The organism is Streptomyces sp. NPDC001401, assembly GCF_042895385.1.
Lineage (GTDB): Bacteria > Actinomycetota > Actinomycetes > Streptomycetales > Streptomycetaceae > Streptomyces.
This window is the reverse complement of the sequence record NZ_JBIAWI010000022.1, coordinates 162,642-187,475: the sequence shown is the minus strand read 5'-3', so window position 1 is coordinate 187,475 and position 24,834 is coordinate 162,642. Positions and strand designations below refer to the sequence as shown.

The window sequence follows — 24,834 nt, the reverse complement described above, 5'->3', positions numbered from 1 at the left end:
CACCAGCAGCGGCAGGGTCTGCGAGGCGGTGACGAACTCCCGCAGCGGATGCCGGGCCAGCACCGCATCCACCTCCGGCGTCAACGCCGCCGCCAATCGGGTGGCGACAGGCAGCGAGTCGTCGCGCAAAGTCTCCGCCGCCGCCAGGACCGCAGCACGCCCCGGGCCCTCGGGCACCCCGGCGGCCAGCTTCTCGTGCAGGTCGCCGCCCTCCTCCAGCACCAGGCCGGTGTCGATGCCGGCCGGGATCTTGATGCGGGCATTGCGCCGCCACGTGCCCACCGGGTCGCTCCAGGACTCCACCCGATACGTCCAGTGGCCCGCGCAGGTGGGCGTGACCTCGGCGCCCCAGCGGTCGGAGCCCGGGGCCAGTTCCCGCATCGGCGTCCACGGGCCGTGCTGGCCCTCCGGGTCGGTCAGGACGACGTTGGCGGCGACCGCGTCGTGGCCCTCGCGGAACACGGTCGCAGTGACCTCGAACGTTTCCCCTACGACCGCCTTGGCCGGGCGCCTTCCGCACTCCACCGCCGGATGGACGTCCCGCACCGGGATGCGGCCGATGGCCGGAATCGAACTCATGGGTCTCACCTCCGCCGTGCTGGAGACCGGACCCTTGGCCCGGTCGAGGGATACAGGCTGCGCAGTACGCGCGGAGCCGCAGGGGTTCTACCTCCCTGCGGCGAAATGCTGTTGTGCCTTGGGCGGCCCGCGCCGCTCGGCCGCACCCGTCCGGGGCCGCTCGTTCTGCTCCCGGAGATAGGCCCCCAGGGTGGACCCGAGATAGCGCTCGGCGGCGTCCGCGGCTTCGCGCGCGCAGCGCTTGCCCATCAGCACGCACAAGGTGTAGCCCGAGTCCTCGAAGGTGGCGCGCACCGCGTGGTCGGCGGGAGACGCGAGCATGACGCGTTCCCAGGCCCGGTACCGCCGCAGTTGCCGGGCCACTTCGGCTTTGGCCGGTAGCAGCATGACCCTCTTCACTTTCCGGGGCTCGATCGCACGTCTCCCGACCGTCGGGCGGCGGCCGTGCGTGGGCACGCACGGATCCGTTACGGGTATCGAGGTCTTCACACATGGTGCACGCGCGGCGACCCAGCGTCTTGTTGGATCTTCAACCATGCCCGGCCGGGCCTTCGGTCACTCCGGGTGCGCGCTCGTGTTGCACGAATGGTCTAGTTCACCCACTCTTGAGGTGACTCAGAAGCGATCAACGCTCACGCTTCGCGTTCGGGGCTCGTCCTGCAGGGGCGAGAAGGAGCGGGAGCCTCGCGGGTGAGGAGCCAACGAAGATGAAGACCGCAGTGCCCTGCTACTACCACCTCGACGTGGAAGTCAGCCCCGAACGGGTCGGACAGGTACGGCGCATCCTGGCCGCGCATCTCCGGCTCTGGGACCTCGAGACACTGGTCGAGCCCGTCTGCAGCGGCGCCGAGCTGCTGCTCAGGGCCATCGACGAGCATGCGACGGACAAGAGCACGTCCATCGAGATGTGGTGGAACGGACAGCATCTGATCACCGCCGTGGGGGAGAACGACTGCGACCTGCGCCCCGACCACGACATGCGAGCCTGTCTGCAGCGGATCGCCGCGATGAGCGACGGCTGGGGCTGCTGCGCCACGGACACCGGCAGCAAGGTCATCTGGTTCTCGCAGCGGGCCAGGGCCGGCGAGCGGATGCCCCTGGTGCCTGTGGCGCCCGCGCCGAGCCTGCGTGAGGTGCTCCAGGTGCCCCGCGAGATGCCGGCCGTGGCTCTGGCCGGTCAGGTGCGCGAGCCGGACGGCGTCCTGGAGGATGCCCGGTGACGGCGAAGCGCCGCCGCAAGCCAGGGGTGCCCGTCTGGAGCGGGCACCCCTACCCATTGGGTGCCTCCTACGACGGGAAAGGCACCAACTTCGCGCTCTTCAGCGAGGTGGCCCAACGCGTCGAACTCGTCCTTGTCGACGACGACGACGGCGGCGAGCGCCGCGTCCCGGTGACCGAGGTCGACGGCTTCGTCTGGCACTGCTACCTGCCGGACATCGGGCCGGGACAGCGCTACGGCTACCGGGTGCACGGGCCCTGGCACCCGCAGCTGGGCCACCGCTGCAACCCGGCGAAGCTGCTCCTCGACCCGTACACCAGGGCGGTGGACGGGCAGGTGGACAACCACGCCTCCCTCTTCGAGCGCGCACCGGGCGGCCGGTCCCGGTCCGACAGCGCCGGACACACCATGCTCGGCGTGGTCACCGACCCGGCCTTCGACTGGGGCGACGACCGGCCGCCGCGGCAGTCGTACGCCGACAGTGTGATCTACGAGGCCCATGTCAAGGGCCTGACCCGCACCCACCCCGACGTCCCGCCCGAACTCCGCGGCACCTACGCCGGACTCGCGCACCCCGCGGTGCTCGAGCACCTGACGAAACTCGGCGTGACCGCGGTGGAGCTGATGCCGGTGCACCAGTACGTCCAGGACGGTGTGCTGCAGGGCCGCGGCCTGTCCAACTACTGGGGCTACAACACGATCGGCTTCTTCGCCCCGCACAACGCCTACGCCGCCCACGGCACCCGCGGCGGGCAGGTCACCGAGTTCAAGTCGATGGTGAAGGCGCTGCACGCGGCCGGCCTCGAAGTGATCCTCGACGTCGTCTACAACCACACCGCCGAGGGCAACGAGAAGGGCCCCACCCTCTCCTTCCGCGGCATCGACAACGCCTCGTACTACCGCCTGGTGGACGGCGACTGGGGCCACTACTACGACACCACCGGCACCGGCAACAGCCTGCTGATGCGGCACCCCTACGTACTCCAGCTGATCATGGACTCGCTGCGGTACTGGGTGACCGAGATGCATGTCGACGGCTTCCGCTTCGACCTCGCGGCCACACTGGCACGGCAGTTCCACGAGGTGGACCGGCTGTCGGCGTTCTTCGACCTGATCCAGCAGGACCCCGTGATCAGCAGGGTCAAGCTGATCGCGGAGCCGTGGGACGTGGGGGAGGGCGGCTACCAGGTGGGCAACTTCCCGCCGCTGTGGTCGGAGTGGAACGGCAGGTACCGCGACGCCGTACGGGACTTCTGGCGGAGCGGTGAGCACACCCTCGGCGAGTTCGCCTCCCGGCTGACCGGCTCCGCCGACCTGTACCAGCACAGTCGGCGCCGCCCCCGGGCCAGCGTCAACTTCGTCACCGCGCACGACGGCTTCACCCTGCGCGACCTGGTCTCGTACAACGACAAGCACAACGAGGCCAACGGCGAGGGCAATCGGGACGGCGAGAGCGTCAACCGGTCCTGGAACTGCGGCGTCGAGGGCGACACCGACGAGCCGGGCGTGCTGGAGCTGCGCGCCCGCCAGCAGCGCAACTTCCTGGCCACCCTGCTGCTCTCGCAGGGCATCCCGATGCTGAGCCACGGCGACGAGCTGGGCCGCACCCAGCGCGGCAACAACAACGCCTACTGCCAGGACAACGAAGTCTCCTGGATCGACTGGGAGTTGACCGAGGAACAGCGGGGCCTCGCCGAGTTCACGCGGTACGTCATCGGACTGCGCGCCGCCCACCCGGTGCTGCGCCGGCGCCGGTTCTTCCGCGGCGAGACCGCGACCCACCCTCGCCAGCCGCTGCCCGACCTGGTATGGCTGGCGCCGGACGCGCAGGAGATGACGGAGGAGGACTGGCAGCGCTCCGACGCGCACTCCGTCGGCGTGTTCCTCAACGGCGACGCCATCGCCGAACCCGACCCCTGCGGCCGTCCCGTGGTGGACGACTCGTTCCTGCTCCTGCTGAACAGCTACTGGGAGCCGGTGGAGTTCCGGCTGCCGGACGTCACATACGGCGAGCGCTGGACCACCCTGGTCGACACCGCCGAACCGCACGGCCCACCGGACGAATCGGAGTACAAGGCGGCCACCACCATCCTGGTCGAGCGCCGCAGCCTCCTACTCCTGTCGAGACCTCCCTGCGCCCCGAAGGGGCGCCCCAAGAGGCGCGAGGAACTGCGCGACCAGCCCCAACGACGCCGCACACGACCAACAGCCGTCGCGGCACGTCCGTAGTCGCCCCGGCCGCTACCGTTCGCGGCGCGAAGTCACAGTGAACTGCGCACCGTCCGCGTCGCGCAGCACCGCCTCGTCGCTGCCCTTCGACAGGACACTGCCGCCGTGCACCTCGGCGGCCCGTACACAGGCCGCCACGTCCTCGACCGCGAAGTGGATCTGCCAGTGGGGCCGGATGGTGGGGTCGGGTGCCGCCCCCAGGGCCCCGGACTCGATGCGCGCCACGATGTCGCCCTGGCTGCGCAGCACCACCTCGCCGCCCTCGTACAGGACCTCGCAGCTGCCGGGCCGATCTGTGGCCCAGTCCAGCACCTCGCCGTAGAAGATCGCGGCGTCGAAGGCGTCGCGCGTGTGCAGCCTGATGAAGGTCGGGGCCGCGTGCCGCCACTTCTCCCAGTCGGCGACCAGCGCCCCCTCCCAGACCCCGAAGGTCGCACCGTCCCGGTCGGCCAGCAGCGCTGCCCGCCCCGGCGGGAAGGAGAGCGGGCCGACCGCAGCCGTGCCGCCCCGCTCCTGGGCCCTCGCCACGGCCTCGTCCGCGCTGGGCACGGCGAAGTACGGCGTCCAGGCGACCGCCATCTGCCACATGTCGGCCACGGCGGCGATCCCGGCCACGGGAGTCCCGTCCACCAGAGCCATCCGGAAGCGGTCACCGAGCTTGGCCGAGCGCCACTCCCAGCCCAGCACGGCCCGGTAGAAGTCCTCGGTGGCGTCGACATCGCGGCTGGTCAGGCTCACCCAGCACGGGGCCCCGAACACGGAGGCCGAGGTGACGATGTGCGTCACGCCGCGCGGGCGTGAGGTGTCGTGGTTCATGGCAGTCGCGTCCTGGTCTCGTCGACCGGCAGCCACCGGTCTCGTACCAGTGTCCAACCGGAACCGCACGATGCGCCTGCCGAGTACCCCCGGGTGTGGCCGAAACGGGTGCTGTGGGCGTCTGCTGCCCGGTGGCAGCGGGCAGCGTGAGTGCCACTATGGATGAGTGGCACCGGTACCCCATGAACCTGCCGACGAGACGGATCGCATCTTCGCGCTGCAGGAAGAAGTCGATCAGCTGAAGGAAGCCGTCGTCTCGCATGCCGTCGTGGACCAGGCGATCGGAATGATGGTCGCGCTGGGCCGGGTGACGCCGGACGAGGGGTGGGCGGTGCTGAAGGACGTCTCCCAGCACACGAACATCAAGCTCCGCAATGTCGCGGAACTCATTCTCATCTGGGGGCGCAACGGAGTGCTGCCCCCGGACATCAAGGTCGAACTGGAATCCGCCCTGGACCGCTACGGTCCCACACAGATCCCCGAGGCCCCACCCGAGCGGTGAGGCGAGGGGGCCACGTGCGGCCGGACGGCGCAACGGTCAGCCGGTCTCCGTGAGGAGTTCCGCCCGGAGCTGGTCGAAGCAGCCGCTGAGCAGCCGGGAGACATGCATCTGCGAGATGCCCAGCTGTTGGGCGATGCGGCTTTGCGTCATGCCCCCGAAGAAGCGGAGATACAGGATGGTGCGCTCGCGCTCGGGGAGCGACTGCAGACAGGGCCCGACCGCCACTCGGTCGACGACGACGTCGTAGGCCGGATCGGGGCCGCCGATCGCGTCCGCCAGGGCGTATCCGTCGGTGCCGGGCATCTCGGCGTCGAGCGACAGTGCGGTGAAGCACTCCAGGGCTTCCATCCCTGTGCGCACCTCGGCCTCGGTCAGGTGCGCCTGCCGGGCGATCTCGGTGACGGTCGGTCCCCGCCCCTGGATCGTCTGGGACAGCTCCTTCACGGCCTGCCGCACCCTGTTGCGCAGGTCCTGGACCCGGCGCGGCACATGCAGCGTCCACATGTGGTCGCGGAAGTGCCGCTTGATCTCCCCGGTGACGGTCGGCACCGCGTACGCCTCGAAGGCGTGGCCGCGGGCCGGGTCGTAGTGGTCGACGGCCTTGACCAGGCCGAGGGCCGCGACCTGGTACAGATCCTCCAGGGACTCTCCGCGCCCCTTGAACCGCACGGCGATCCGCTCGGCCATCGGCAGCCAGGCCTCGACCAGTTCGTCCCGCAACTGTCTGCGCTGGGGCCCATCGGACAGCCGCGTGAGCCGGGCGAAGGCTTCGGCGGTGTCGGGGGCGTCGTCGTGCGGATGAGATTTAGTGCTGGCGCTGGCGACACGCATGGTGCGCACCTCCCTGAGGCGGTGCCGAGGGGACGGGCGCCATGAGAGATGCGGACTCGGACCTGCGGAGACATCCGGAGCCCGACCGGCTCCCACGGACGTGCCTCCTGTCCGAAGCACTTAATGCTGATGCCCGGAATCGGGACATCACAAACAAAACGGGACGTTGCGGAAGGCGGCTGCGCGCTTGACCGTTCCTTGGGTTCATTACCTCTGCTACAGAGATAATCTGCTGATGTGGAACCGGAAACCTTCCCGGACGAGCTGATCGACGCCCTCATCGGCGTCCAGCGGCTGGTCAGGCGCAACCTGCGCCCGCAGATCGCCCCGCAGCTGCGCGGCGCCGAGGTCGAACTGCTGCGCCTGGTCGTGACCCGGCCCGGCATCGGCATATCCGACGCCGCCAAGGACCTGTACCTGGCCGGCAATTCGGTCTCGACGCTGGTCAACCAACTGTCCCGGCAGGGCTATCTGGTCCGCGAGACCGACCCCGCCGACCGGCGTGCCGCCCGGCTGATGCCGACACCGGCGGCCGAGGCCCGGCTCGCCGAGTGGCGCAAACGGCGCGCCGAACTCGTACGCGGCGGGCTGTCCCGTCTCGACGACCCGGACCGGGAGGCACTGCGCGCGGCGATCCCGGCCCTGCGCAGGCTGGCCGACACCCTGCACGAGGAGGCCGAGGAGACATGACGCACAACGCCGACACCGGACGGGCCGAGGCCGTCACCTGCACCGGACTCGCCTACGCCTTCGGGCGGACGAACGCGGTCGACGGACTGGAACTGTCGGTGGCGGAGGGCGAGGTCTTCGGCCTGCTCGGACCCAACGGCGCCGGAAAGACGACCGCCATCCGGTGCATCACCACACTGCTGCCGGTCCCCGCCGGGATGGTCCGCGTCTTCGGCCACGACGCGGCCAAGGACCGGATGGCCGTACGGCGCCTGCTGGGCTACGTACCGCAGCAGCTGTCCGCCGACGCCGGCCTGACCGGCCGCGAGAACGTCGCCCTGTTCGCCCGCGTCTTCGACGTCCCCCGCGCCGAACGCGCCGACCGCGTCGGCCAGGCCCTGACCGCCGTCGACCTCACCGATGCGGCCGACCGGCTGGCAGGCACCTACTCCGGCGGCATGGTGCGCCGCCTCGAACTTGCGCAGGCGCTGGTCAGCGCGCCCCGGCTGCTGATTCTCGACGAACCGACCATCGGCCTCGACCCCATCGCCCGCACCGGAGTGTGGGAGCACATCAATGCCGTCCGCACCGCCACCGGCATGACCGTGCTGGTGACCACCCACTACATGGACGAGGCCGACCAGTACTGCGACCGGGTCGCCCTGATGCACCGCGGCCGCATCCGGGCCCTCGGCACCCCGGACGAGCTCAGGGAGGGGCTCGGCGACCGTCGGCGCGCCGCGGGCGCGGCGGCCACCGATCCGCTGCCCACGCTTGAGGACGTCTTCCGTGACGTCGCGGGCAGCGGCCTCGACGACCAGGCAGGAGGTTTCCGCGATGTCCGAAGCACCCGCCGCACCGCGCACCGCGTCGGCTGACCCCGTCCGCGCACCCGGCATCGACCTGTTGCTGCGGCCGCCCAGGCCCCGCGCGGGCTGGCGGCTGCTGCCCGCCCGCGTGGTCGCGATGTGCGCCGTCGAACTGCAGAAGCTGCGCCACGACCGCACCGAGCTGTACACCCGCGCCGTGCAGCCCGCCCTGTGGCTGCTGATCTTCGGTCAGACCTTCACCCGGATCAAGGCGATCCCCACCGGCGGCATCCCCTACGTCGACTACCTGGCACCCGGCATCATCGCCCAGTCCGCGATGTTCATCGCCATCTTCTACGGCATCCAGATCATCTGGGAGCGCGACGCCGGCATCCTCAACAAACTGCTGGTCACGCCGACCCCGCGCTCGGCCCTGATCACCGGCAAGGCGTTCGCGGCCGGCGTGAAGTCCCTGATCCAGGCCGTCGTCGTCATCCTCATCGCCGCGCTCCTCGGCGTGGCGCTGACCTGGAACCCGCTGAAGCTGCTCGGTGTCGCCGCGATCGTGGTCCTCGGCTCCGCCTTCTTCTCGTGCCTGTCGATGACCATCGCCGGCATCGTCCTCAACCGCGACCGCCTCATGGGCTTCGGGCAGGCCATCACGATGCCGCTGTTCTTCGGCTCCAACGCCCTGTACCCCGTGTCCGTCATGCCCGGCTGGCTCCAGGCCATCAGCAAGGTCAACCCCCTGAGCTACCAGGTGGACGCACTGCGTGGCCTCCTCCTCGGTACGCACGCGCACGTGGCCCTCGACTTCGGGGTGCTGCTCGTGGCCGCCGCGCTCGGCATCACCGCGGCCTCCTCGCTCCTCGGCCGGCTGGCCCGCTGATCATGCACCGGAACGTGATGTGCGGCACGCGCGCGTACGCATCCGTGCCGCCCGTCCGCCCATCCTTGCTGCGCACGGCTTGATCACCGATCAAAGGGGGTGAATTCGCTGGCCACAGCGCATTCTGCTCATTTGACAGTGCACTGAGCGCACAGATAGGAAGCAGCTCTCTGAGGTCGATGAGGTGGACTGTGTACGAGCCGAACGTGGTCGGGGACTGGCAGGAGTACGACGAGCATGCCGGCCTGCGTGTCCGCGTCCACCGTCTGGAAGCCGCCGAGCCCCCGCGCGGACGGGACGACGCGGCCGCCGGGCTGACGTACTTCAGCCTCCGGATCACCGTCGAGAACCGCGGCAGCCGGCACGCCACCATCCACCTCGAGGACGGCCAGATCGACGTGCGTCTCGGCCCCGACGGCGAGGCCGCGTTCATCGACTGGCGCAACTCGCAGTTCATCGAGGGCTTCGACGTCTACCCGCTGCGCCGGGCCACCGCCGTGCTGTACGCGGCCGGTCCGGAGGCCTGTCTCAGCCAGGTCGACATCCAGATCCAGCTGCGCGTCGACGACGAGTGGGCCGACCGCCGACTGTGGGCGGGCGGCATCGGACTGCACGAGGAGCCCGTGGGCGCGCACCCCGCTTCGACGCGGGACGTCCTGGCCCACCAGGTGAGCACGTTCCTGCGCGACCAGGCGGAAGAGGGCACCGCCTGATCAGGGGCTGCCTCAGTGCGGGATGCCGTCGATGATCTCGCGGGCACCCTGACGCAGCAGCGCCACCGCGACCGACGTGCCCAGCGTGGCCGGGTCGAGTCGGCCGGCCCACTCGTGGGCGTTCAGCCGGGTCTTGCCGTCCGGGGTGAACACGCAGGCCCGCAGCGACAGTTCGCCACCGCGGTCCACGCGCGCGTACCCGGCGATCGGGCTGTTGCAGTGCCCCTGCAGAACATGCAGGAACATCCGCTCCGCGGCGGCCTCCCGGTGCGTGCCCGGATCGCCGAGCCCGCTGACCGCGTCGATGAGATCGCTGTCGCCCTCGCGGCACTGCAGGGCGAGGATGCCCGCGCCGATCGACGGCATCATCGTCTCCGGCGAGAGGACCTCGGTGATCACGTCCTGGCGCCCGATACGCTCCAGGCCCGCCGCCGCGAGCAGCAGCGCGTCCGCCTCGCCGGCCGCCAGCTTGGCCAGCCGCCGGTTGGCGTTGCCGCGGAACGGCACGCACTCCAGGTGCGGGTGGGTGGCGGCGAGTTGGGCGACGCGGCGCACCGCTGAGGTGCCGATCCGGGTCCCCTCCGGAAGCTCGTCCAGGGTGAGGCCGCCCGGATGCACCAGGGCGTCGCGGACATCGTCCCGCTTCAGGAACGCGGCGAACGTCGTGCCCGCCGGGAGAGGCCGGTCGGCGGGCACGTCCTTGAGGCAGTGCACCGCCAGATCCGCCTCGCCCGCCAGGAGAGCGGCGTCCACCTCCTTGGTGAACGCCCCCTTGCCCTCCACCTTGGACAGCGCGCCCATCCACTTGTCACCGGTCGTCTTCACCGGTACGACCTCGGTGCGCACACCGGGATGCAGGACCGCCAACTCGGCGCGCACACGCTCCACTTGGGCCAGGGCCATGGGGGAGTCGCGGGAGACGATGCGGATCATTTCGGGGACGGACATGCGGACACGATAGACCGTCGCAAGGGGGTGTCTGTCCGCTACCGCCCGATTGGGGACCTGAATCACTCATCCACTTGATCACCCCGGCTCCACGGCGGCCGCCGACACCCTGGACTCCGGCCAGGTCAGCAACGCGAGCGCCCCCGCCGTGAACAGCCCGCCGACCAGAAAGGCGCCGCGCACTCCGACGACCGGCACAAGAGCGCCACCCAGCAGGGACCCGGCGGCCACGCCCACGTTGAAGGCGGCCGAGTTGGCCGCGAGCGCCGACTCGGTGCGGCCCGGCGCCACCCGCAGCACCTGGCTCTGCGTCGCCATGAAGACGGGCGCGACCGAGGCGCCGAGCAGCATGAACAGCGCGACCGTCGCCACCTTGCTGCTTCCGGCCGCATACAGACCGAGCAGCGCCGCCGCCTGTGTCGCCACCGGCACCGTGAGCGTGGCGCGCGGGAAACGGTCGAGGAGCGGCCCGGTGAGCGCGACACCGGCCAGAGCGGCCGCCCCGAACGCGAACAGCACGGCGCTCACCGCGTCCTTGCCGAACCCGCTGACGTCGTCGAGGAAGGCGACGACATACGTGAACCCCGCGAACACCCCGGTCACCGACAGGGCGGTGGTCGCGACGACGACGAGAAACCTGCGCCGGTCCGGATCGGCACCGAACGCCGCGTGACTCTCCTGGGGGCGGGAGGTCGGCAGCAGGGCGGCGATGACGACGAGGGAGACGAACGCGAGCGCGCCGAGCACCACGAACGGCGCCTGCCAGCCGCCGTGTCCGCCCAGCCAGGTCCCGGCCGGTGTGCCCAGCACCGTGGCCAGCGAACCGCCGACCGACAGCAACCCCATGACGCGGCCGCGCCGTTGGGGCGGGAACAGCCCGACCGCGACCGGCCCCATCAGCACCCAGAACGACGCCTGCGCCAGCGCGGTGACCACCCGCGCCGCCAGCAGCAGCCCGTACGAGACGCTCCCCAGCGCCGACACCCAGCTGGCCGCCGCCAGCAGACCCAGCAGCCCGGCGAGCAGATACCGGCGCGGTACGGAGCGGGTGAGATGCGCGGCCGGCAGCGACACCACGGCCACCGTCAGGCCGTACCCGCTGACCAGCGCGCCCACGGCCGAGAGTGACACCCCCAGGTCGGCCGCCATGAGCGACAGCAGACCCACGGGGAGGTTCTCCGCGGTGTTGAAGGTGAACGCCGCCAGCATCAGCGCCGCGACGACGGCGGCCCTGCGCCATGCGGCCGGACGTACGCTGCCCATCCAGGTGCCCTCCGGGGTGTCGGGAAACAGCCGGGCAAGCGTGCCGGGGCCGGCAGATGGCTTCTACTGTTTCGATCCAGACCGAATCGGATCCCACAGGAGCTGCTCACGGAGGCCGCCTTGCCGCTGACCCTGCACCTGGCCGCCGACGACCTGACGCGCTGCCGGTTCGCGATCTCGCCGCTGTGCCAGACCCACGAGGCCCTGCGCATGCTGCGCCGCCCGGCCAGGCACGGCTACCACCGTGCCTGGCTGCGCCGCCTCGGTCGCACCCTCGCCGGCCTCGACCTGTCGCCCCTGTGGCTGTTCGTCCCACGCCCCGGCGGCTACACCCCGGACTTCCTCGGCGCGCCCCCCGACGAGCCGTACCCCTCCATCGACGACGAACTGGCCCGGATGCGCGCCACCGATCCCGCTCTGGCCCGCGCGGAGATGGCCCGTTCGCTCGCGTGCACCGCCGGTCTCGCCGAGTCGCCCCAGGGCCGCGCGGCACTCGACGACCCCGCCGGAACCGTCCGCCGCCTCGCCGACCTCACCGAACTCGCCTGGCACGCCCTGCTCGCCCCGGACTGGCCGCGCCACCGTGCCGTCCTGGCGGCCGACGTCGCCCACCGCTCCCGCCAGGCGGCCGACGGCGGCCTCGACGCGCTGCTCACCGACCTGCACCCCGGCATCGACTGGGCCGGCCACCGGCTGACGCTGCGCATGTACGACGACCTCGCGGACGCCCAACGGGCCGACGGGCGCGGCATCCTGCTCATGCCCAGCGTGTTCGTGTGGCCGGACGTCGTCAGCGGCTTCGCCCGCCCCTGGCAGCCGACGGTCATCTACCCCGCCCGCGGCATGGGCCGCCTCCACGCCCCGGCACCGCGCCCGCCCGAGGCCCTGGCCCGCCTCCTGGGCCACCAGCGCGCCGCCGTCCTCGCCGGCCTCACCGCCCCCGCCCCGACCACGGAACTGGCCCGCCGGCACGGCCTGGCGCCGTCGACCGTGTCGGCCCACCTGACGGCCCTGCGCGATGCAGGCCTGCTCGACTCACGACGGCAGGGCCACTACGTGCTGTACGGGCGTACAGGTCTGGGCGACGCCCTGGTAGACGGCAACTAGCCCAGGAGAACGCCGAGAAGCTGTGTCACATCCTCTTTCCGCAGGTCACGGACCCTTCCACTGCGGGTGGATCCGCTCGAACTGGTTGGCAGGGCCCCATTCGTCCGGGGGATGGCGGGCCACGAGGGCGGCACGACACGTTGGCGTGCCGCCGCCGTCGCCACCGGCCCCCTTCGCAGCCGCCTGAAGACCGGCGCGCTGCCGTTGCTGTGTCGCCGGATCAGGCATTCGGGTCGAACGCGATTCCGGACGGCTCGGCGGACGACAGATGGGAGGCGAAGTTGCTGTCCTTCAGGCCGAAGTTGGCGCTCCCGAAGTCGTACGCGCTCAGCTTGTCGCGCAGTCCCGCGGGGTAGCCGTTCCAGCCGACCAGCGGCGGGTACTGCCAGGTGTGCTTGTCGTTCTCCGGTGGCTCGTCGTTCGAGTTGGCCAGCCGGAAGCAGTGCGTGCGGATGCCGTCCTTGTGATAGACGATCTTCGCGTGCGAGCCGTCGAAACGGACGTCGGACGCCGCGTGCACCGTGAACGAGCCGTGGTTGGACGTCGAGACGTACTTGATCTGGTTGTCCTGCACCCAGATCACCACGTGCTCCCAGTCGTGCCGGTGCCCGCCGATGCTGCTGCCGGCCACGGCCTGGTCCTTCTCGAAGTACAGGCCGTACATGTACGCGCACCAGCCGTTGTTGCACTTGTAGCGCGAGTAGCTGTTGGTGTTGTCGAGGTCCGAGGCGTCGTGGCACTGGCCGTTGAGCGAGCCGGTCGGCTTGAGGCCGCCGTTGACGGTGCCGTCGGGGCCGATGGCGGGCGTGGAGTAGCAGCCGTCCGTGTCGTAGTCGAAGGCCGGCTGATACGTGAACTCGGCGGCCTCCGCGTTGGCGGGCAGCGCCTGTGGCGGGGCGGCGAAGGCGGCGGCGGGGAAGGCGACGACGAGCGCGGCGGCGCCGGCCAGAGCGGTCAGCCATCTCCTGCGGTGCGCCTTGAACTTCTGTGACGACACTGCGTCCTCCTCTTGGTCCGGGCGCAGCCCAACGGCTGTGGGGGGCAAGGGAGTTCAGCATCCCGGCTTTTCACTTCCGGGCCAAGAGACCGCGGGCGTACCCGTGGTGAAGCGCAGCCCAACGTCCTGGACGGTGACGGTGTGTCAGAAGGTGGCTCAGATCGATTCGTCGGGGATGTCGGCAGATGCGTCCTCGGGCGCCAGGTCGGGCCTCAGCCGCAGCCAGGACGGCTGGCGCAGGAGTCCGGCCCGGGTGCGGGTGCTGTAGCGGACCTCGCCGACCAGCCGGGGCACCACCCAGCGGGCCCCCGCGACCGGCGGCACGGGGTCGAAGGGGCACGCATCGGTCGCGGCGGCCCGCAGCAGCGCGGCGAGCTGGGAGCGCTCGGCCTCGCTCCAGCCGGTGCCCACATTCCCGACGTACCGCAGGCGTCCCGCGGCCCGCTGCCCCACCAGGACGGCGCCGGGCAGTCCCGACAGCCGTCCCTTGCCGGGCAGCCAGCCGCCCACGACGACGTCCTCGCTGTGCATGTTGCGGATCTTGATCCAGGCCCGGGAGCGCACGCCGGGCTCGTACACCGAGTCCAGCCGCTTGCAGACCAGCCCCTCCAGACCGTGCTCACGGGTGGCCCGCAAGGCCTGTTCGCCGTGGCCGACCAGAGCGGCCGGGGTGGACCAGAACGGGCCGTCGAGACCGAGACCCTCCAGCTGCCCGCGCCGACGGGCATAGGAGAGTGCGGTGAGGTCGCGGCCGCCCAGGTGCATCACGTCGAACAGGACGAGGTGTGCGGGCACCTTCGCCGCCTGCCGCGCCGCCTTGCCGGGGGCGTGCGCCAGCCCCATGCGGGACTGCAGCAACTGGAAGTCGGCACGGCCCTGTTCGTCCAGCGCCAGCACCTCCCCGTCCAGCACGGCAGACGTCGCACCGAGCGCCTCGCCCAGCGGCCGCAGCTCGGGATACGCGCCGGTGATGTCCTCCCCGGACCGTGCGCGCAGCAGGACGCTGCCGTCCCCTTCCAGGTAGGCCACCACGCGCTGGCCGTCCTGCTTGGTCTCGTAGGCCCAGCGGGCGTCCTGCGCGGCGGGCGGCAGGGAACCGGGCGTGGCGAGCATGGGCGGGATCAGGCGGAGCGTCACGGGGTGAGTTGTCGACGGTGCGGCCCGCCGCCATTCACCCCCACGGCCGGTTTCCCCTGAACGGCGCTGCCCACGGGCCGGCCATGCACGGCACTGTCTACAGACTGCTCGCCGGCGTCAGCAGGTCGTCGAGGCCCACCCGGTGGAAGAACTCGGCGCGGATGCGGTCGGCCACGGCCGAGACGACCTCGCTGCCGTCGCGGCTCGGGTCGACGTGGATCCGGAACGGCCGTCTGCCGGGCGGCAGTTCGACGCTCCGTACGACGGCTTCCGCGACGTCGGCCACATCTGCGTCGGGCGGTATCAGCCCGGCCAGCCGCACATTCACGTCGTCCATCAGCGCCTTGTAGCGGGCGTCGTAGGCGGCGGCCCGGTCGGCGTCGGCCGGTGAGCCGGCGTGGGCGAAGTGATTCGTGCCCGAGGTGAAGGCACCGGGCACGATGATCGAGGTGTCGATCCCGAACCGTATGACCTCGGCGGCATAGCTCACCGCAAGGGCGTCCATGGCGGCCTTCGCCGCGAAATACGGGGCGAGGAAGGGCGGGCAGCCGCCGCGCGTGCTGGAGGAGCCGATCCAGACGAGGTGCCCCTGCCCCTGAGCGCGCAGCTGGGGCAGGGCCGCCCGGTTGACGCGCTGGGTGCCGAGCACGTTGGTGTCGTAGACGCCCGCCAGCTGTTCGGGGGTGAAGGCTTCGGCCGGGCCGAGCACCATGTGCCCGGCGTTGTGGACCAGGACGTCGAGGCGCCCCTGTTCGTCGACGACGCGGGCGACGGCCGCGTCCGCGCTGTCCTGCCGTGTCACGTCCAGCTCCACGGCGCGCAGGTCGACTTGGTGCTCGGCCGCGTGGGAGGCCAGGTCGGCGGCGGCTTGAGCGTTGCGTGTTCCGAGGGCGCGCATGCCCGCGTAGACCGTGTGCCCGCGCCGGGCGAGCGCGCGGACGGTGAGGGCGCCGAATCCGCTGGAGGCACCGGTGACGAGGATGACCTTGCTGTTGCTCACGACTGTTCCTCTCGAACTCTCGACTTTGCGAAGGACGGCGCGCGCCGTCAGATGATGCCGCCGTTGGCCCGCAGCACCTGTCCGTTGATCCAGCGGCCCTCGGGGCCGGCGAGGAAGGACACGACGCCTGCGATGTCCTCCGGTGTCCCGAGGCGCTCCAGCGGCGGCTGCGCGGCCAGACGGGCCACCGTCTCCTCGTCCTTGCCGTCGAGGAAGAGCTCGGTGGCGGTGGGGCCGGGCGCCACCGCGTTCACGGTCACGTCGCGGCCGCGCATCTCCCTTGCGAGGATCAGCGTCAGTGCCTCGACCGCCCCCTTGCTCGCGGCGTAGGCGCCGTAGCCGGGGAAGGCGAGAGCCACCACCGATGTGGAGAAGTTGACGAGTGCTCCGCCCGGGCGCAGCCGGCGGGCGGCCTGCTGGTCGACGACGAACGTGCCGCGGATGTTGGTGCGGTACAGGGCGTCGAGCTCACCGAGGTCGAGCTCGGCGACGGGGGAGAGGGGCATCCGCCCGGCCGCGTGCACGACCGCGTCGATGCCGCCGTACGTGGCCTCCGCCAGGTCGAACAGGGCGGCGACCGCTGTCTCGTCGCCGACGTCCGCGCGGGCGGCGTACGCCGTGCCGCCGGCGCCCTCGATGGTGCGTACGACGTCGTCGGCCGCGTCCTTGTTGCCCGCGTACCCGACGACGACCGCGAACCCGTCGGCGGCGAGCCGCTGGGCGACCTGCCGGCCGATGCCGCGCGATCCGCCCGTCACGATCGCGACGCGCTGGTCCGTGGGGGACTGAGTGGTCATGGCTGCATCCTTCGCTTGTTAGCGCTGCTACGAATTGCTCGTATCGACGATAACACCTTTTCGTAGCGACGGTATAGTCGATTTCGTATCAGTGCTACGGATGGCGTACCGTGGACGCATGGATGCGAGGGAAAAGATCCTGGAAGCGGCCACGGACCTGCTGGCCAAGGCACCGGTCGCCGATGTCTCGACACGTGCGGTGTGCGAGGCGGCCGGGGTGGGGGCGCCGATGCTCTACCGGCTGTTCGGCGACAAGGCAGGGCTGCTGGCCGCCGTCGTCGACCGGGGCTTCGAGGAGTACCTCGCCTCCAAGCGGGAGGCTCGGCCCAGCGACGACCCGGTCGCCGACCTCAGGAGCGGCTGGGACAACCACATGCGCTTCGCGCTGGACCACCCCAACCACTACCGCCTGATGTACTCGCCCGAGCTGACGGCCCCGCCCGCGGCGGCCCAGGAGGCGCACGCCCTGCTGCACGGGATCCTCGAACGCTGCGCCGCCGCCGGCCGCCTCACCGTCCCGCCCGCCCTCGCCACACAGATGATCATGTCCGCCAATGTCGGGGCGGCCCTGTCGATGCTGACCCGACCCGAGCAGTACCCGGACCCGCAGTTCTCCGAGCGGCTGCGCGACACCGTGCTCGACTCGCTGACCCGTCCGGCCGGCGCGGGCGAGCCGCGAGAGCCGGACAGTGCGGTCCCGGTCGCCGCCGCGACGCTCGCGGCCCGCCTGCGGGCCGAACAGTCCCCGGTGTTCACACCCGCGGAATCGGCTCTGCTGGAGCAGTGGCTGGACAAACTCTCCGCAGGCTGACCCCTCGGCCTGAAAGCTCAGCGCTCCGCGGGCGGCGACGCCTGCACGAGCCCCGACTGGTAGGCGATGACGACGAGCTGGGCGCGGTCGCGGGCGCCCAGCTTCATCATCGCGCGGTGCACATGGGTGCGTACCGTCAGCGGGCTGACGACGAGCTTCTCGCCGATCTCCTCGTTGGAGTGGCCCTCCGCCACCCAGGCCATCACCTCCCGCTCGCGGACGGTGAGCGCGCCGAGGTCCTCGGACGCCGCCAGCCGCGCACCCTGCGCGGGGGCGGTCAGAAAGCGCGTGATCAGCACGCGCGTGGCGAGCGGGGACAGCAGCGACTCGCCCACGGCCACGGTCCGGATGCCGTCGAGCAGCGCGTCCGCGGTCACGTCCTTGCCGAGGAACCCGCTCGCGCCGGCCCGCAGCGCCTGGGCGACGTACTCGTCGATCTCGAACGTGGTGAGGATCAGCACGCGTGTGCCCGACAGCTCGGGGTCGGCGCAGATCGCGGAGGTGGCGGCCAGGCCGTCCGTGCCGGGCATGCGGATGTCCATCAGGACGAGGTCGGGGCGGTGCACGCGCGCGAGGGCGACGGCCTCGGCGCCGTCGGTGGCCTCGGCGACCACCTCCATGTCGTCGCAGGAGTCGATCAGGATCCGGAACGTGGCCCGCAGGAGGGCCTGGTCGTCGGCGAGCAGCACGCGGATGGTCATGGGGTCCGTTCTTGTCGTCTCATGGTTCCCGTTCCATGCGTCACGGGGTTCTGGGCGTCAGGGAGCGGTCGGGTACAGGGGAAGGCGGGTGGTGACCTCGAAGCCGCCCTGTGGACGGTGCCCGGCCTGCAGGGCGCCGCCGACGGACTGGGCGCGCTCGCGCATGCCTATCAGCCCGAAGCCGTGCCCCGGGGCGGGGGCTGCGGCGGCGGTGGAATCGCCGTCGTCGGTGACGGTGAGGGTCAGCTGGTCTTCGCCATAGTGGAGGTGTACGTGCGCGGCGCGGGCGGCTGCGTGCTTGGCGACGTTGGTCAGCGCCTCCTGCACGATGCGGTACGCCGTCAGGTCCACCCCCGGTGACAGCGGGCGGGGCGTGCCCTCCGTGAACATCCGGACGGTCAGGCCCGTGGACTCGAACGCGTCCGTCAGCTCACCGAGTCGGCCGAGCCCCGGGCTCGGGGCCAAGGGTGCGTCGGGGCCGTCCTGCCGGCGCAGCACGCCCACGGTGGCCTTCATCTCGCGCAGCGCCGAGGACGTCGTACCGGCGAGGTCGGCGAGGATCTTGTGGACCTGCTCGGGATGCGTGCGCGTCAGATGCGCCGCCGTGCCGGCCTGGGCGTTGGCCAGGGCCAAGTGATGAGCGACCACGTCGTGCAGCTCGCGGGCGATGCGTATGCGCTCCTCCGCGACCCGGTGCCGTGCCTCCTCCTCCCGGCTGCGCTCGGCGTACTCGGCGCGGGCCTGGACGGCCTCCAGATAGGCCCCCCGCATCCGGACCGCGTTGCCGGTGGCCACCGGCAGCAGCAGCCAGGCCCCGGGGCCGAGCGTCTCGAGCGGCCAGGGACGGTCGCCCGGATCAACGGCGAAGGCCGTCGTCACCATCAGCGAGAGCGTGGCGAAGAAGAACAACCGGGTGGTCCCGCGGCCGGTGGTGACGGCCAGCCGGAACAGCGCGACCATGACCGGCGCCAGCAGCAGCGGCGTGAGCAGATGGCCCAGCGCACCGGCGCCGGCCGCCCCGAGCGCGGTCACCGCGACCACGGTGCGGGGATGGGTGCGCTGCCAGAACAGGGCCCCGCAGGAGAACGCCGCAAGGGCGATGGTGAGGCCCACGGCGTCCGGCCGGTGCGTGCCGGGCACGCGGATCTCGCTGCCGAGGAGGAACGCGGCGAACAGGAGCGCGGCCGTCATGGTGTCGACGGTGCGCGCGTGTTCGTCCGCGTATCGCTGCCAAGGGATGCTCATCGCGTCTCTCCGGTCGGGTCCTGGAAGCCATGGTGGGCGATGCCCGCCGGGAACGACGGGCGAGGGCCGCCCGTGTCCTGCGACACGGGCGACCCTCTCGGAGGAAGGGGACGAGGTCAGACGCGGGTGGACTCCTGTGCGAACGGCTCGGCCGAGGGCGGAGCGCACGGGCCCTTGCGGGTGAGCCTCGCCCTCCATGTCGAGGGCAGACAGCGGTCGGTCCAGTCACCGCGGCAGCCGCGCCGGCCCTGCCGTGGCCGGCGAGCCGAAGGCGGGCAGCAGCACCACGGCGGCTGTCAGGCCTGAGTCCCGGGCGATGGCGGTCCTCCCCATCCGATCTCGCATACCTCCCCAGGCTCCCGGGACGGGGCCGTCACGTCGTCGTGCGCCTGCCGACAATCGCGCCTACTGAGTACGCAGTACGGGTCGCGCGCGCGTCATCCCGGAGCACGATTGCGCGGCCGCGGTGGGTGGTGGAGCAGGCTGCACCAGGGGTTCGGGCATGTACTCCATCGAGCCGGCCGGCTTGCGACGGAATGGTTGGCGGTGCGCGTTCAACCGTTCACAGTCCCGGAAGGAAACCACGATGAAGCCCCTGCTCGCGTCGAGGCCCGTGCTGTGGTTCCTGTTCCTGTTCAACCTCGTCGTCGCCACCGTGGCACCGTTCGCCATCGACGGTGCGCAGTCCATCCTGACCTGCGTCGGCCTCGGGGTCGTCTCCCTCGGGGCGGGGGTGAGTCTGCTGCGCACCCGCAGGACGCGGGCCTGATGGCCGTCGGCAGGCGGCCAACAGGGAGCGGTAGGTCAGCGCCGCCACCTCGGCGTTTCGCCCGCGGCGCGGCCGAAACGCCCGCCGGCACGGGTCCGGCCAGGACGACGGCGCTGTGCAACACGGCCGTCGCCAACCGGGATGCGACCGTCTTCGACGCACCCGGCGAGATGAGGCTCGACCGCAGCCCGAATCCCCGTCTGGCGTTCGGTGCCGGAGCGCATGTCTGTCCGGGGCAGGAGCTGGCCCGCGCGGAGCTGCAGACCGTCCTCCATGTGCTGGTGCGTAGGCTTCCGTCGCTGGAACTCGCCGCACCGGCGGCGGACCTGCGGCGGCTCGAGGGACTGGCCGTCGGCGGGCTGGGCGAAGTTCCCGTGCGGTGGTGAGCATGGGGGGCGATCGTCCGCAGACACACGGCGCGCATCGAGGAGATCCGGTCCCGGCTGGCCCAGGTCGGCGACTTTACGGACGTACGCGACTGGGTGGACTGCCTGGTTCGCCCGGAACCGGTGCCTGCCCGAACTGCCCGCCGAGATGCGCGAGGAGCGCGGCGAGACGGCGTGGTCTGCGACGACTGCTGCGAGGCCGCGCAGAACGTGTACGCGGTCGGCGACGTCGTCCGCCGGCACAACCCCCGGTTCGGCACGTCGATGCGGATCGAGCACCGCACCAACGCCGCCGAACAGGGCATGGCCGCCGCCCACAACCCGCTCCGTCCCGACGCCCGCAAGCCGTTCGCCCCGGTGCCGTACTTCCGGTCCGACCAGTACGACATGAGGATCCAGGTCTACAGCCATCTGCGGGGGCACGACGAAGTCGCCGTCGTCGACGGCGACTTGGACGAAGGGCGGTTCGTCGCCGCCCACCGCACCGGCGACCGGGTGGTCGGCGCCCTCGCGGTCGGCAGGCCGCCCAAGGACATCCGGCGGTGGCGGTCGGCCATCGCCGCCGGCACCGCCTGGGGCGAGGCCGTGCGCGCCCAGACCTCTCCAACAGGGGCTTGAGGCACGACGGTTGCCTCGGACGGACCGAATCAAGGGCGGGCGGGTCCGGTGATGTATCGCCCCCGCTCGTCGTACGGCCAGACATTGGGCACGCAGCCGTGCATGCCCTTGATCTGCTGCATCATCGCGGGGGCCGGCCGTCCCCGGCCCGGGCAGCCGACGTGGCCGTGGCCGAGGAAGTGGCCGACCTCGTGGTTGATGATGAGCGCGCGGTAGGCGGTGACGTCCTTGGCGTAGACGGGGGTGGCGAGCAGCCACCGCTTGAGGTTGACCATCACGTTTCTGTCGACACTGCAGTTGACCCTGCCTTCGGTGTCCAGGCCGTACTCACCGCAGATCTTGTCCACGGTCCCGGGTGTCGCGATGCGTACGACGAAGTCGGTGCTGCCACCGGAGACCCGCTGGAACGCCGAGTGGCCGTCGGCCGTCCAGCCGCGGCGGTCGGCGAGAATGCGCTCCACTTCCTTGGCCACGGCTGCGGCGGACAGGTCGATGCCGTCCTCGACGTCGACCCGGTAGCGCAGCGCCGTGCCGGTTCCGGCCTTGGCGCCCCCGCCGGGCGCGGTGGTGAACGTGCCCGGCCCCGTCATCGGGATGTCCTTTTTGGCGGGCGGGGCCGAGGAACTGCGGGACGGGCTGGGCGAAGGCTTGGTTCTGTGGGGCAGACGGGAGGGTTTGGGAGGGGGCGTCGTGGGGACGGGCTGGGCAGCGGCATGGGTGTCGTTCCCGCCGGGAGACGTCCAGCCGACAGCTGCGAGACCGGCGGCGCTCAGCACGGTCAGCGCGGCCAGACCTCCCCACAGCCGCGACTTCGGCCCGCGCACGGCGGCGTGGGCGGTGCCGCTTCGACGGCGGTGGCTGGGGGAGCGGGTTGCTTTGTGCGCGGTCATGGTTGTTCAGGTTGTGATCGCGATGTGATCGGATCTGGCCCGAATGGTAACGAAGAGATAACGCCACGTCGGGTCTCGGCCCATGTGATCATCCGGTAACAGAACCCCGGCCGGTCGCGGGACGTGCCGATACTGAGCCCATGCCACGTGTACTGCTGATCGAAGACGACCGCGCCGTGCGGGAGGGCGTCGCCCTCGCCCTGCGCCGCCAGAGGCACGAGGTCGTCACCGCCGTGACGGGGGAGGAGGGGCTGGAGCGGGTGCGGTCCTTCCGGCCGGACGTCGCGGTGCTGGACCTGATGCTGCCCGGAATGCCCGGCCTGGACGTGTGCCGCGCGCTGCGCGACCTCGACCAGACGCTGCCGATCATCATGGCCACCGCACGCGGCGACGACGAGGACATCGTCGTAGGGCTCGAGGCCGGAGCGGACGACTACGTGGTCAAGCCCGTGCAGGCGCGGGTGCTGGAGGCGCGCATCCGTGCCGTGCTGCGTCGGGCGGCCGGGACACCCGCGGACGGCGGCATACCGAAGCTCGACAGATACGGCGACCTGACCGTCGACCGGGCCGGCTTCTCGGTCACCCTGCGCGGCGCGCCCGTCGCGCTCGCCGCCTCCGAACTGCGGCTCCTGCTGACCCTGTCCGCCTCGCCCGGCCGGGTGTTCAGCCGGCAGCAACTCCTCGAGGCGGTGTGGGAACACAGCTACCACGCAGACGCGCGCCTGGTGGACGCCTGCGTCAAGCGGCTGCGCGCCAAGATGGGCGAGCCCCGCTACATCGAGACCGTGCGCGGCTTCGGCTACCGATTCGCCGCCCGGTGACATCTGCACCGAAGGCCCGCACCCGAGGGCTGGTGGCACAGCGCGTCCGAGTCCCCCAACTGCGCGGCCTGCGCACCCGGTTGGTGGTGGCGTTCGCTCTCGTGGCCGCGCTCACCGCGGCGACCACCGGCGCCCTGAGCTTCCGCGAGGCGCGCACGGGTGTGCTCCAGCAGAGCCAGGACATGGTGATCACGCAGCTGCGCGCCCAGGCGAACCGGCTCGCTCCCGATCTCCTCGCGCCGCCTGACGCAGCCGAACTGCGGCGGTTCGCGGCCGACATGGCCACAGCCGATCCGTCCGGGACCTGGCGCGTCATGGCCACCTACGGCGACCTGAGCGCGACGTCCGTCGCCGGCGACCGGTTCGAGGAGCTTTCACCGGCCCTGCGCAAGGCGGTGGACACCAGGCTGGCCACCGTCTTCCAGCGGGTGAAGAGCGGCGATCACACCGCACTCGTCGTCGGCATGTCGGTCACCTTCGCCGCGGGCGTGGGCGACTCGGGCCTCCAGGTCTTCCTGATCGTGCCGCAGAACAAGGAACAGGCGTACGTCGACGCCCTGGTCACCGCCGTCGAACGGGCCACCGTGCCCGCCCTGGCGCTGGCCGTGCTGCTGGCCCTGCTCGCCGCGCGCGGGGTGCTGCGACCGGTGCGGGCACTGCGCACCGCCACCCGCAGCATCGCCGAGGGACGGCTGGACACCCGGCTCGCCGTAAACGGCTCCGACGAACTCGCCGATCTGTCGCACACGTTCAACGAGACCGCCGCCGCCCTGGAGGAGTCGGTGGCCGAACTGCGCGGCATGGAGGCCCGGGCCCGCCGGTTCGCCGCGGACGTCTCGCACGAACTGCGCACCCCGCTGGCCGCCATGGCGGCGGTCACCGACGTCCTCGACGAGGACGCCGCCCGCCTCGACCCGGACACCGCCACCGCGGTCCGGCTGATCAGTGAGGAGACCGTGAAGCTGGCCCGCCTGGTCGACGATCTGATGGAGATCTCCCGCTTCGACGCGGGCGCGGCAGTGCTGCACCTGGACGAGATCGACCTCGCCGAGTCGCTGCGGCGCACCCTCGCCGCCCGCGGCTGGACCGACCTGGTGGATGCCGAGTTGCCGCCGCCGGACGCACTGCGCGGCCGCGTCGACCCCCGCCGCCTGGACGTCGTCGTGGCGAACCTGGTCGGCAACGCCCTCCGGCACGGCGCCCGCCCTGTCCTGCTGCGCCTGACCGGAGGAGGACGGTCCGCAGCACAGCGCCTGGCGGTCATCGAGGTACTGGACAGCGGGCCCGGCATCCCCGACAGCGTGCTGCCCCATGTCTTCGAGCGCTTCTACAAGTCGGACGCCGCCCGCACCCGCACCGAGGGCAGCGGCCTGGGCCTGGCGATCACCGCCGAGAACGTCCGCGTGCACGGCGGCACCGTGCGCGCCGCGAACCGGCCGGAGGGCGGCGCCGTCTTCACCGTCGAACTTCCGCTGTGGAACGAGCAGTTGTCGCGGGCGGAGGCCGACGGCGACGCATCGGCACGAGGGAGCAGGTCATGAGATCCGGACGCCGAAGCGCATGGCTGATGTGGCTGCCGGCACTGGGCGCGCTCGCCTCCTGCGGCATTCCCACGACCGGCGTGGTGGAGGCCGGTGGACCGGCGAGCGGGGTCGTGCCGACGACACGGGTCTACTTCGTGGCCGACGGTGCCCTGGTGGGAGTGGACCGCCGGATTCCCGCGCCGGTGGATCTCGAGTCGACCGTGCAGGTGCTGTTGAAGGGGCCGAGCCCGGCGGAACGGGCCAAGGGGCTGACCACGCTGCTGCCGCCCGCGGCGCTGTGGGTGAGGTTGACGTCCCGCAAGGACCGCGTGAGCATCCGGCTTTCCGCCGTTCCGGGGGACTCGGCCGACCTCGCCGCCGCTCAGCTCATCTGTACGACCGTCGCGGCACAGCGCGTCATCACCCCGGAGGCCGAACCGCTGCCGGTGACCGTCACCAGCCCGGGCGGTCTCGAGACCTGGGGAACCGGAACGCAGTGCCCCCGGGACCCGGGGGCGTAGTGCAGTCGGCATCATGCGGTCGCAGTATGCGGGGGAACGCCTGC

At 71.5% G+C, this 24,834-nt stretch carries 27 protein-coding genes and 1 pseudogene; 15 read left to right on the top strand and 13 right to left on the bottom strand.

All coding sequences use genetic code 11. The annotated features are described in order from the left end of the window. Together ACFY10_RS46890 and ACFY10_RS46885 are read right to left on the bottom strand one after the other, a co-directional pair. Nucleotides 1-579, bottom strand: a 579-nt coding sequence (locus tag ACFY10_RS46890) for a maltotransferase domain-containing protein (RefSeq protein WP_390671506.1), incomplete at its 3' end; no start/stop codon positions are given. 87 nt (nucleotides 580-666) lie between these two features. Continuing rightward, nucleotides 667-966 carry a DUF5133 domain-containing protein gene (locus ACFY10_RS46885; RefSeq protein ID WP_390671505.1) on the bottom strand — a complete coding sequence of 100 codons (300 nt, stop codon included), beginning with the start codon at nucleotides 964-966 and terminating at the stop codon, nucleotides 667-669. 320 nt (nucleotides 967-1,286) lie between these two features. Here ACFY10_RS46885 and ACFY10_RS46880 point away from each other — a divergent pair, with 320 nt between their 5' ends. After that, entirely contained in the window at nucleotides 1,287-1,799 is a 513-nt protein-coding gene (locus ACFY10_RS46880) for a pep a2 (RefSeq protein WP_390671504.1), read from the top strand. Next, nucleotides 1,796-4,027 carry a glycogen debranching protein GlgX gene (gene glgX, locus ACFY10_RS46875; RefSeq protein WP_390671503.1) on the top strand — a complete coding sequence of 744 codons (2,232 nt, stop codon included), beginning with the start codon at nucleotides 1,796-1,798 and terminating at the stop codon, nucleotides 4,025-4,027. The genes ACFY10_RS46880 and glgX overlap by 4 nt, the downstream gene beginning before the upstream one ends. Before the next feature lie 12 nt (nucleotides 4,028-4,039). Here the strand turns inward: glgX and ACFY10_RS46870 are convergent, their stop codons facing one another. Then, nucleotides 4,040-4,843, bottom strand: a complete 804-nt coding sequence (locus ACFY10_RS46870) for a VOC family protein (protein WP_390671502.1) — start codon at nucleotides 4,841-4,843, stop codon at nucleotides 4,040-4,042. 166 nt (nucleotides 4,844-5,009) lie between these two features. Here ACFY10_RS46870 and ACFY10_RS46865 point away from each other — a divergent pair, with 166 nt between their 5' ends. Beyond that, complete coding sequence (locus ACFY10_RS46865) at nucleotides 5,010-5,345, top strand: ANTAR domain-containing protein (RefSeq protein ID WP_390671501.1); 336 nt, start codon at nucleotides 5,010-5,012, stop codon at nucleotides 5,343-5,345. A 36-nt stretch (nucleotides 5,346-5,381) separates the two neighbouring features. Here ACFY10_RS46865 and ACFY10_RS46860 read toward each other — a convergent pair whose 3' ends face one another. After that, entirely contained in the window at nucleotides 5,382-6,176 is a 795-nt protein-coding gene (locus ACFY10_RS46860) for a SigB/SigF/SigG family RNA polymerase sigma factor (protein WP_390671500.1), read from the bottom strand. Nucleotides 6,177-6,413: 237 nt separating this feature from the next. Between ACFY10_RS46860 and ACFY10_RS46855 the strand changes: the two genes are divergently transcribed. The 4 genes from ACFY10_RS46855 to ACFY10_RS46840 all read left to right on the top strand — a co-directional run bounded on the left by ACFY10_RS46855 (nucleotide 6,414) and on the right by ACFY10_RS46840 (nucleotide 9,256). Further along, complete coding sequence (locus tag ACFY10_RS46855) at nucleotides 6,414-6,866, top strand: MarR family winged helix-turn-helix transcriptional regulator (RefSeq protein WP_390671499.1); 453 nt, start codon at nucleotides 6,414-6,416, stop codon at nucleotides 6,864-6,866. After that, complete coding sequence (locus ACFY10_RS46850) at nucleotides 6,863-7,723, top strand: ABC transporter ATP-binding protein (protein ID WP_390671498.1); 861 nt, start codon at nucleotides 6,863-6,865, stop codon at nucleotides 7,721-7,723. The genes ACFY10_RS46855 and ACFY10_RS46850 overlap by 4 nt, the downstream gene beginning before the upstream one ends. Then, the gene (locus ACFY10_RS46845; RefSeq protein WP_390671497.1) at nucleotides 7,683-8,543 is read left to right on the top strand and encodes an ABC transporter permease; all 861 of its coding nucleotides are present in this window, start codon (nucleotides 7,683-7,685) and stop codon (nucleotides 8,541-8,543) included. The genes ACFY10_RS46850 and ACFY10_RS46845 overlap by 41 nt, the downstream gene beginning before the upstream one ends. 191 nt (nucleotides 8,544-8,734) lie before the next feature. Then, nucleotides 8,735-9,256, top strand: a complete 522-nt coding sequence (locus tag ACFY10_RS46840; protein WP_390671513.1) for a hypothetical protein — start codon at nucleotides 8,735-8,737, stop codon at nucleotides 9,254-9,256. 12 nt (nucleotides 9,257-9,268) lie between these two features. On the opposite strand, the gene hemC is transcribed toward ACFY10_RS46840, so the two are convergent. Beyond that, entirely contained in the window at nucleotides 9,269-10,204 is a 936-nt protein-coding gene (gene hemC / locus ACFY10_RS46835; RefSeq protein WP_390671496.1) for a hydroxymethylbilane synthase, read from the bottom strand. Nucleotides 10,205-10,282: 78 nt separating this feature from the next. Further along, nucleotides 10,283-11,467 carry an MFS transporter gene (locus ACFY10_RS46830; RefSeq protein ID WP_390671495.1) on the bottom strand — a complete coding sequence of 395 codons (1,185 nt, stop codon included), beginning with the start codon at nucleotides 11,465-11,467 and terminating at the stop codon, nucleotides 10,283-10,285. Between the two features lie 120 nt (nucleotides 11,468-11,587). On the opposite strand from ACFY10_RS46830, the gene ACFY10_RS46825 reads away from it, so the two are divergent. Next, a complete protein-coding gene (locus tag ACFY10_RS46825; protein ID WP_390671494.1) occupies nucleotides 11,588-12,574 on the top strand; it encodes a DUF5937 family protein in 987 nt (328 codons plus the stop codon). A gap of 220 nt (nucleotides 12,575-12,794) precedes the next feature. Here the strand turns inward: ACFY10_RS46825 and ACFY10_RS46820 are convergent, their stop codons facing one another. From ACFY10_RS46820 to ACFY10_RS46805, 4 genes are all read right to left on the bottom strand, one after another. Continuing rightward, on the bottom strand, nucleotides 12,795-13,571 hold the full coding sequence (locus ACFY10_RS46820; protein ID WP_390671493.1) for an NPP1 family protein: 777 nt from the start codon (nucleotides 13,569-13,571) through the stop codon (nucleotides 12,795-12,797). Between the two features lie 156 nt (nucleotides 13,572-13,727). Continuing rightward, nucleotides 13,728-14,684: a non-homologous end-joining DNA ligase gene (ligD, locus tag ACFY10_RS46815; protein ID WP_390671512.1), complete on the bottom strand. Its 957-nt coding sequence runs from the start codon at nucleotides 14,682-14,684 to the stop codon at nucleotides 13,728-13,730. A gap of 121 nt (nucleotides 14,685-14,805) precedes the next feature. Beyond that, complete coding sequence (locus ACFY10_RS46810) at nucleotides 14,806-15,708, bottom strand: SDR family NAD(P)-dependent oxidoreductase (protein ID WP_390671492.1); 903 nt, start codon at nucleotides 15,706-15,708, stop codon at nucleotides 14,806-14,808. Between the two features lie 47 nt (nucleotides 15,709-15,755). Further along, nucleotides 15,756-16,505 carry an SDR family oxidoreductase gene (locus ACFY10_RS46805; protein WP_390671491.1) on the bottom strand — a complete coding sequence of 250 codons (750 nt, stop codon included), beginning with the start codon at nucleotides 16,503-16,505 and terminating at the stop codon, nucleotides 15,756-15,758. 118 nt (nucleotides 16,506-16,623) lie between these two features. On the opposite strand from ACFY10_RS46805, the gene ACFY10_RS46800 reads away from it, so the two are divergent. Continuing rightward, nucleotides 16,624-17,316, top strand: coding sequence for a TetR/AcrR family transcriptional regulator (locus tag ACFY10_RS46800; protein WP_390671490.1), 693 nt, complete (start codon nucleotides 16,624-16,626; stop codon nucleotides 17,314-17,316). Between the two features lie 17 nt (nucleotides 17,317-17,333). On the opposite strand, the gene ACFY10_RS46795 is transcribed toward ACFY10_RS46800, so the two are convergent. Both ACFY10_RS46795 and ACFY10_RS46790 read right to left on the bottom strand, forming a co-directional pair. After that, entirely contained in the window at nucleotides 17,334-18,017 is a 684-nt protein-coding gene (locus tag ACFY10_RS46795; RefSeq protein ID WP_390671489.1) for a response regulator, read from the bottom strand. A 57-nt stretch (nucleotides 18,018-18,074) separates the two neighbouring features. Beyond that, nucleotides 18,075-19,262: a sensor histidine kinase gene (locus ACFY10_RS46790; protein WP_390671488.1), complete on the bottom strand. Its 1,188-nt coding sequence runs from the start codon at nucleotides 19,260-19,262 to the stop codon at nucleotides 18,075-18,077. 586 nt (nucleotides 19,263-19,848) lie between these two features. Between ACFY10_RS46790 and ACFY10_RS46785 the strand changes: the two genes are divergently transcribed. The 3 genes and pseudogenes from ACFY10_RS46785 to ACFY10_RS46775 form a co-directional block, all read left to right on the top strand. Then, nucleotides 19,849-20,031 (top strand): hypothetical protein, encoded by a 183-nt coding sequence (locus tag ACFY10_RS46785; protein WP_390671487.1) that lies wholly within the window; start codon nucleotides 19,849-19,851, stop codon nucleotides 20,029-20,031. Then, nucleotides 20,031-20,417, top strand: coding sequence for a cytochrome P450 (locus ACFY10_RS46780; RefSeq protein WP_390671486.1), 387 nt, complete (start codon nucleotides 20,031-20,033; stop codon nucleotides 20,415-20,417). Before ACFY10_RS46785 ends, ACFY10_RS46780 begins: the two co-directional genes overlap by 1 nt. A gap of 168 nt (nucleotides 20,418-20,585) precedes the next feature. Next, nucleotides 20,586-21,035 (top strand): annotated as a pseudogene (locus ACFY10_RS46775) (oxidoreductase C-terminal domain-containing protein); the annotation flags it as partial. 29 nt (nucleotides 21,036-21,064) lie between these two features. Here the strand turns inward: ACFY10_RS46775 and ACFY10_RS46770 are convergent. After that, a complete protein-coding gene (locus ACFY10_RS46770) occupies nucleotides 21,065-21,925 on the bottom strand; it encodes a DUF3152 domain-containing protein (protein ID WP_390671485.1) in 861 nt (286 codons plus the stop codon). A 140-nt stretch (nucleotides 21,926-22,065) separates the two neighbouring features. Here ACFY10_RS46770 and ACFY10_RS46765 point away from each other — a divergent pair, with 140 nt between their 5' ends. The 3 genes from ACFY10_RS46765 to ACFY10_RS46755 all read left to right on the top strand — a co-directional run bounded on the left by ACFY10_RS46765 (nucleotide 22,066) and on the right by ACFY10_RS46755 (nucleotide 24,790). Continuing rightward, on the top strand, nucleotides 22,066-22,746 hold the full coding sequence (locus tag ACFY10_RS46765; RefSeq protein ID WP_390671484.1) for a response regulator transcription factor: 681 nt from the start codon (nucleotides 22,066-22,068) through the stop codon (nucleotides 22,744-22,746). Nucleotides 22,747-22,829: 83 nt separating this feature from the next. Continuing rightward, complete coding sequence (locus ACFY10_RS46760; RefSeq protein WP_390671511.1) at nucleotides 22,830-24,287, top strand: ATP-binding protein; 1,458 nt, start codon at nucleotides 22,830-22,832, stop codon at nucleotides 24,285-24,287. Further along, nucleotides 24,284-24,790, top strand: coding sequence for a GerMN domain-containing protein (locus ACFY10_RS46755; protein WP_390671483.1), 507 nt, complete (start codon nucleotides 24,284-24,286; stop codon nucleotides 24,788-24,790). Before ACFY10_RS46760 ends, ACFY10_RS46755 begins: the two co-directional genes overlap by 4 nt. Nucleotides 24,791-24,834: the final 44 nt, after the last annotated feature.

What these genes read in the sequence shown, in the direction of transcription:
- ACFY10_RS46805 (WP_390671491.1), bottom strand. Translation starts at nt 16,505, where the DNA reads ATGACCACTCAGTCCCCCACGGACCAGCGCGTCGCGATCGTGACGGGC.
- ACFY10_RS46850 (WP_390671498.1), top strand. Translation starts at nt 6,863, where the DNA reads ATGACGCACAACGCCGACACCGGACGGGCCGAGGCCGTCACCTGCACC.
- ACFY10_RS46860 (WP_390671500.1), bottom strand. Translation starts at nt 6,176, where the DNA reads ATGCGTGTCGCCAGCGCCAGCACTAAATCTCATCCGCACGACGACGCC.
- ACFY10_RS46830 (WP_390671495.1), bottom strand. Translation starts at nt 11,467, where the DNA reads ATGGGCAGCGTACGTCCGGCCGCATGGCGCAGGGCCGCCGTCGTCGCG.
- ACFY10_RS46800 (WP_390671490.1), top strand. Translation starts at nt 16,624, where the DNA reads ATGGATGCGAGGGAAAAGATCCTGGAAGCGGCCACGGACCTGCTGGCC.
- ACFY10_RS46780 (WP_390671486.1), top strand. Translation starts at nt 20,031, where the DNA reads ATGGCCGTCGGCAGGCGGCCAACAGGGAGCGGTAGGTCAGCGCCGCCA.
- ACFY10_RS46755 (WP_390671483.1), top strand. Translation starts at nt 24,284, where the DNA reads ATGAGATCCGGACGCCGAAGCGCATGGCTGATGTGGCTGCCGGCACTG.
- ACFY10_RS46795 (WP_390671489.1), bottom strand. Translation starts at nt 18,017, where the DNA reads ATGACCATCCGCGTGCTGCTCGCCGACGACCAGGCCCTCCTGCGGGCC.
- hemC (WP_390671496.1), bottom strand. Translation starts at nt 10,204, where the DNA reads ATGTCCGTCCCCGAAATGATCCGCATCGTCTCCCGCGACTCCCCCATG.
- ACFY10_RS46790 (WP_390671488.1), bottom strand. Translation starts at nt 19,262, where the DNA reads ATGAGCATCCCTTGGCAGCGATACGCGGACGAACACGCGCGCACCGTC.
- ACFY10_RS46885 (WP_390671505.1), bottom strand. Translation starts at nt 966, where the DNA reads ATGCTGCTACCGGCCAAAGCCGAAGTGGCCCGGCAACTGCGGCGGTAC.
- ACFY10_RS46880 (WP_390671504.1), top strand. Translation starts at nt 1,287, where the DNA reads ATGAAGACCGCAGTGCCCTGCTACTACCACCTCGACGTGGAAGTCAGC.
- ACFY10_RS46765 (WP_390671484.1), top strand. Translation starts at nt 22,066, where the DNA reads ATGCCACGTGTACTGCTGATCGAAGACGACCGCGCCGTGCGGGAGGGC.
- ACFY10_RS46845 (WP_390671497.1), top strand. Translation starts at nt 7,683, where the DNA reads ATGTCCGAAGCACCCGCCGCACCGCGCACCGCGTCGGCTGACCCCGTC.
- ACFY10_RS46785 (WP_390671487.1), top strand. Translation starts at nt 19,849, where the DNA reads ATGAAGCCCCTGCTCGCGTCGAGGCCCGTGCTGTGGTTCCTGTTCCTG.
- ACFY10_RS46870 (WP_390671502.1), bottom strand. Translation starts at nt 4,843, where the DNA reads ATGAACCACGACACCTCACGCCCGCGCGGCGTGACGCACATCGTCACC.
- ligD (WP_390671512.1), bottom strand. Translation starts at nt 14,684, where the DNA reads ATGCTCGCCACGCCCGGTTCCCTGCCGCCCGCCGCGCAGGACGCCCGC.
- ACFY10_RS46770 (WP_390671485.1), bottom strand. Translation starts at nt 21,925, where the DNA reads ATGACCGCGCACAAAGCAACCCGCTCCCCCAGCCACCGCCGTCGAAGC.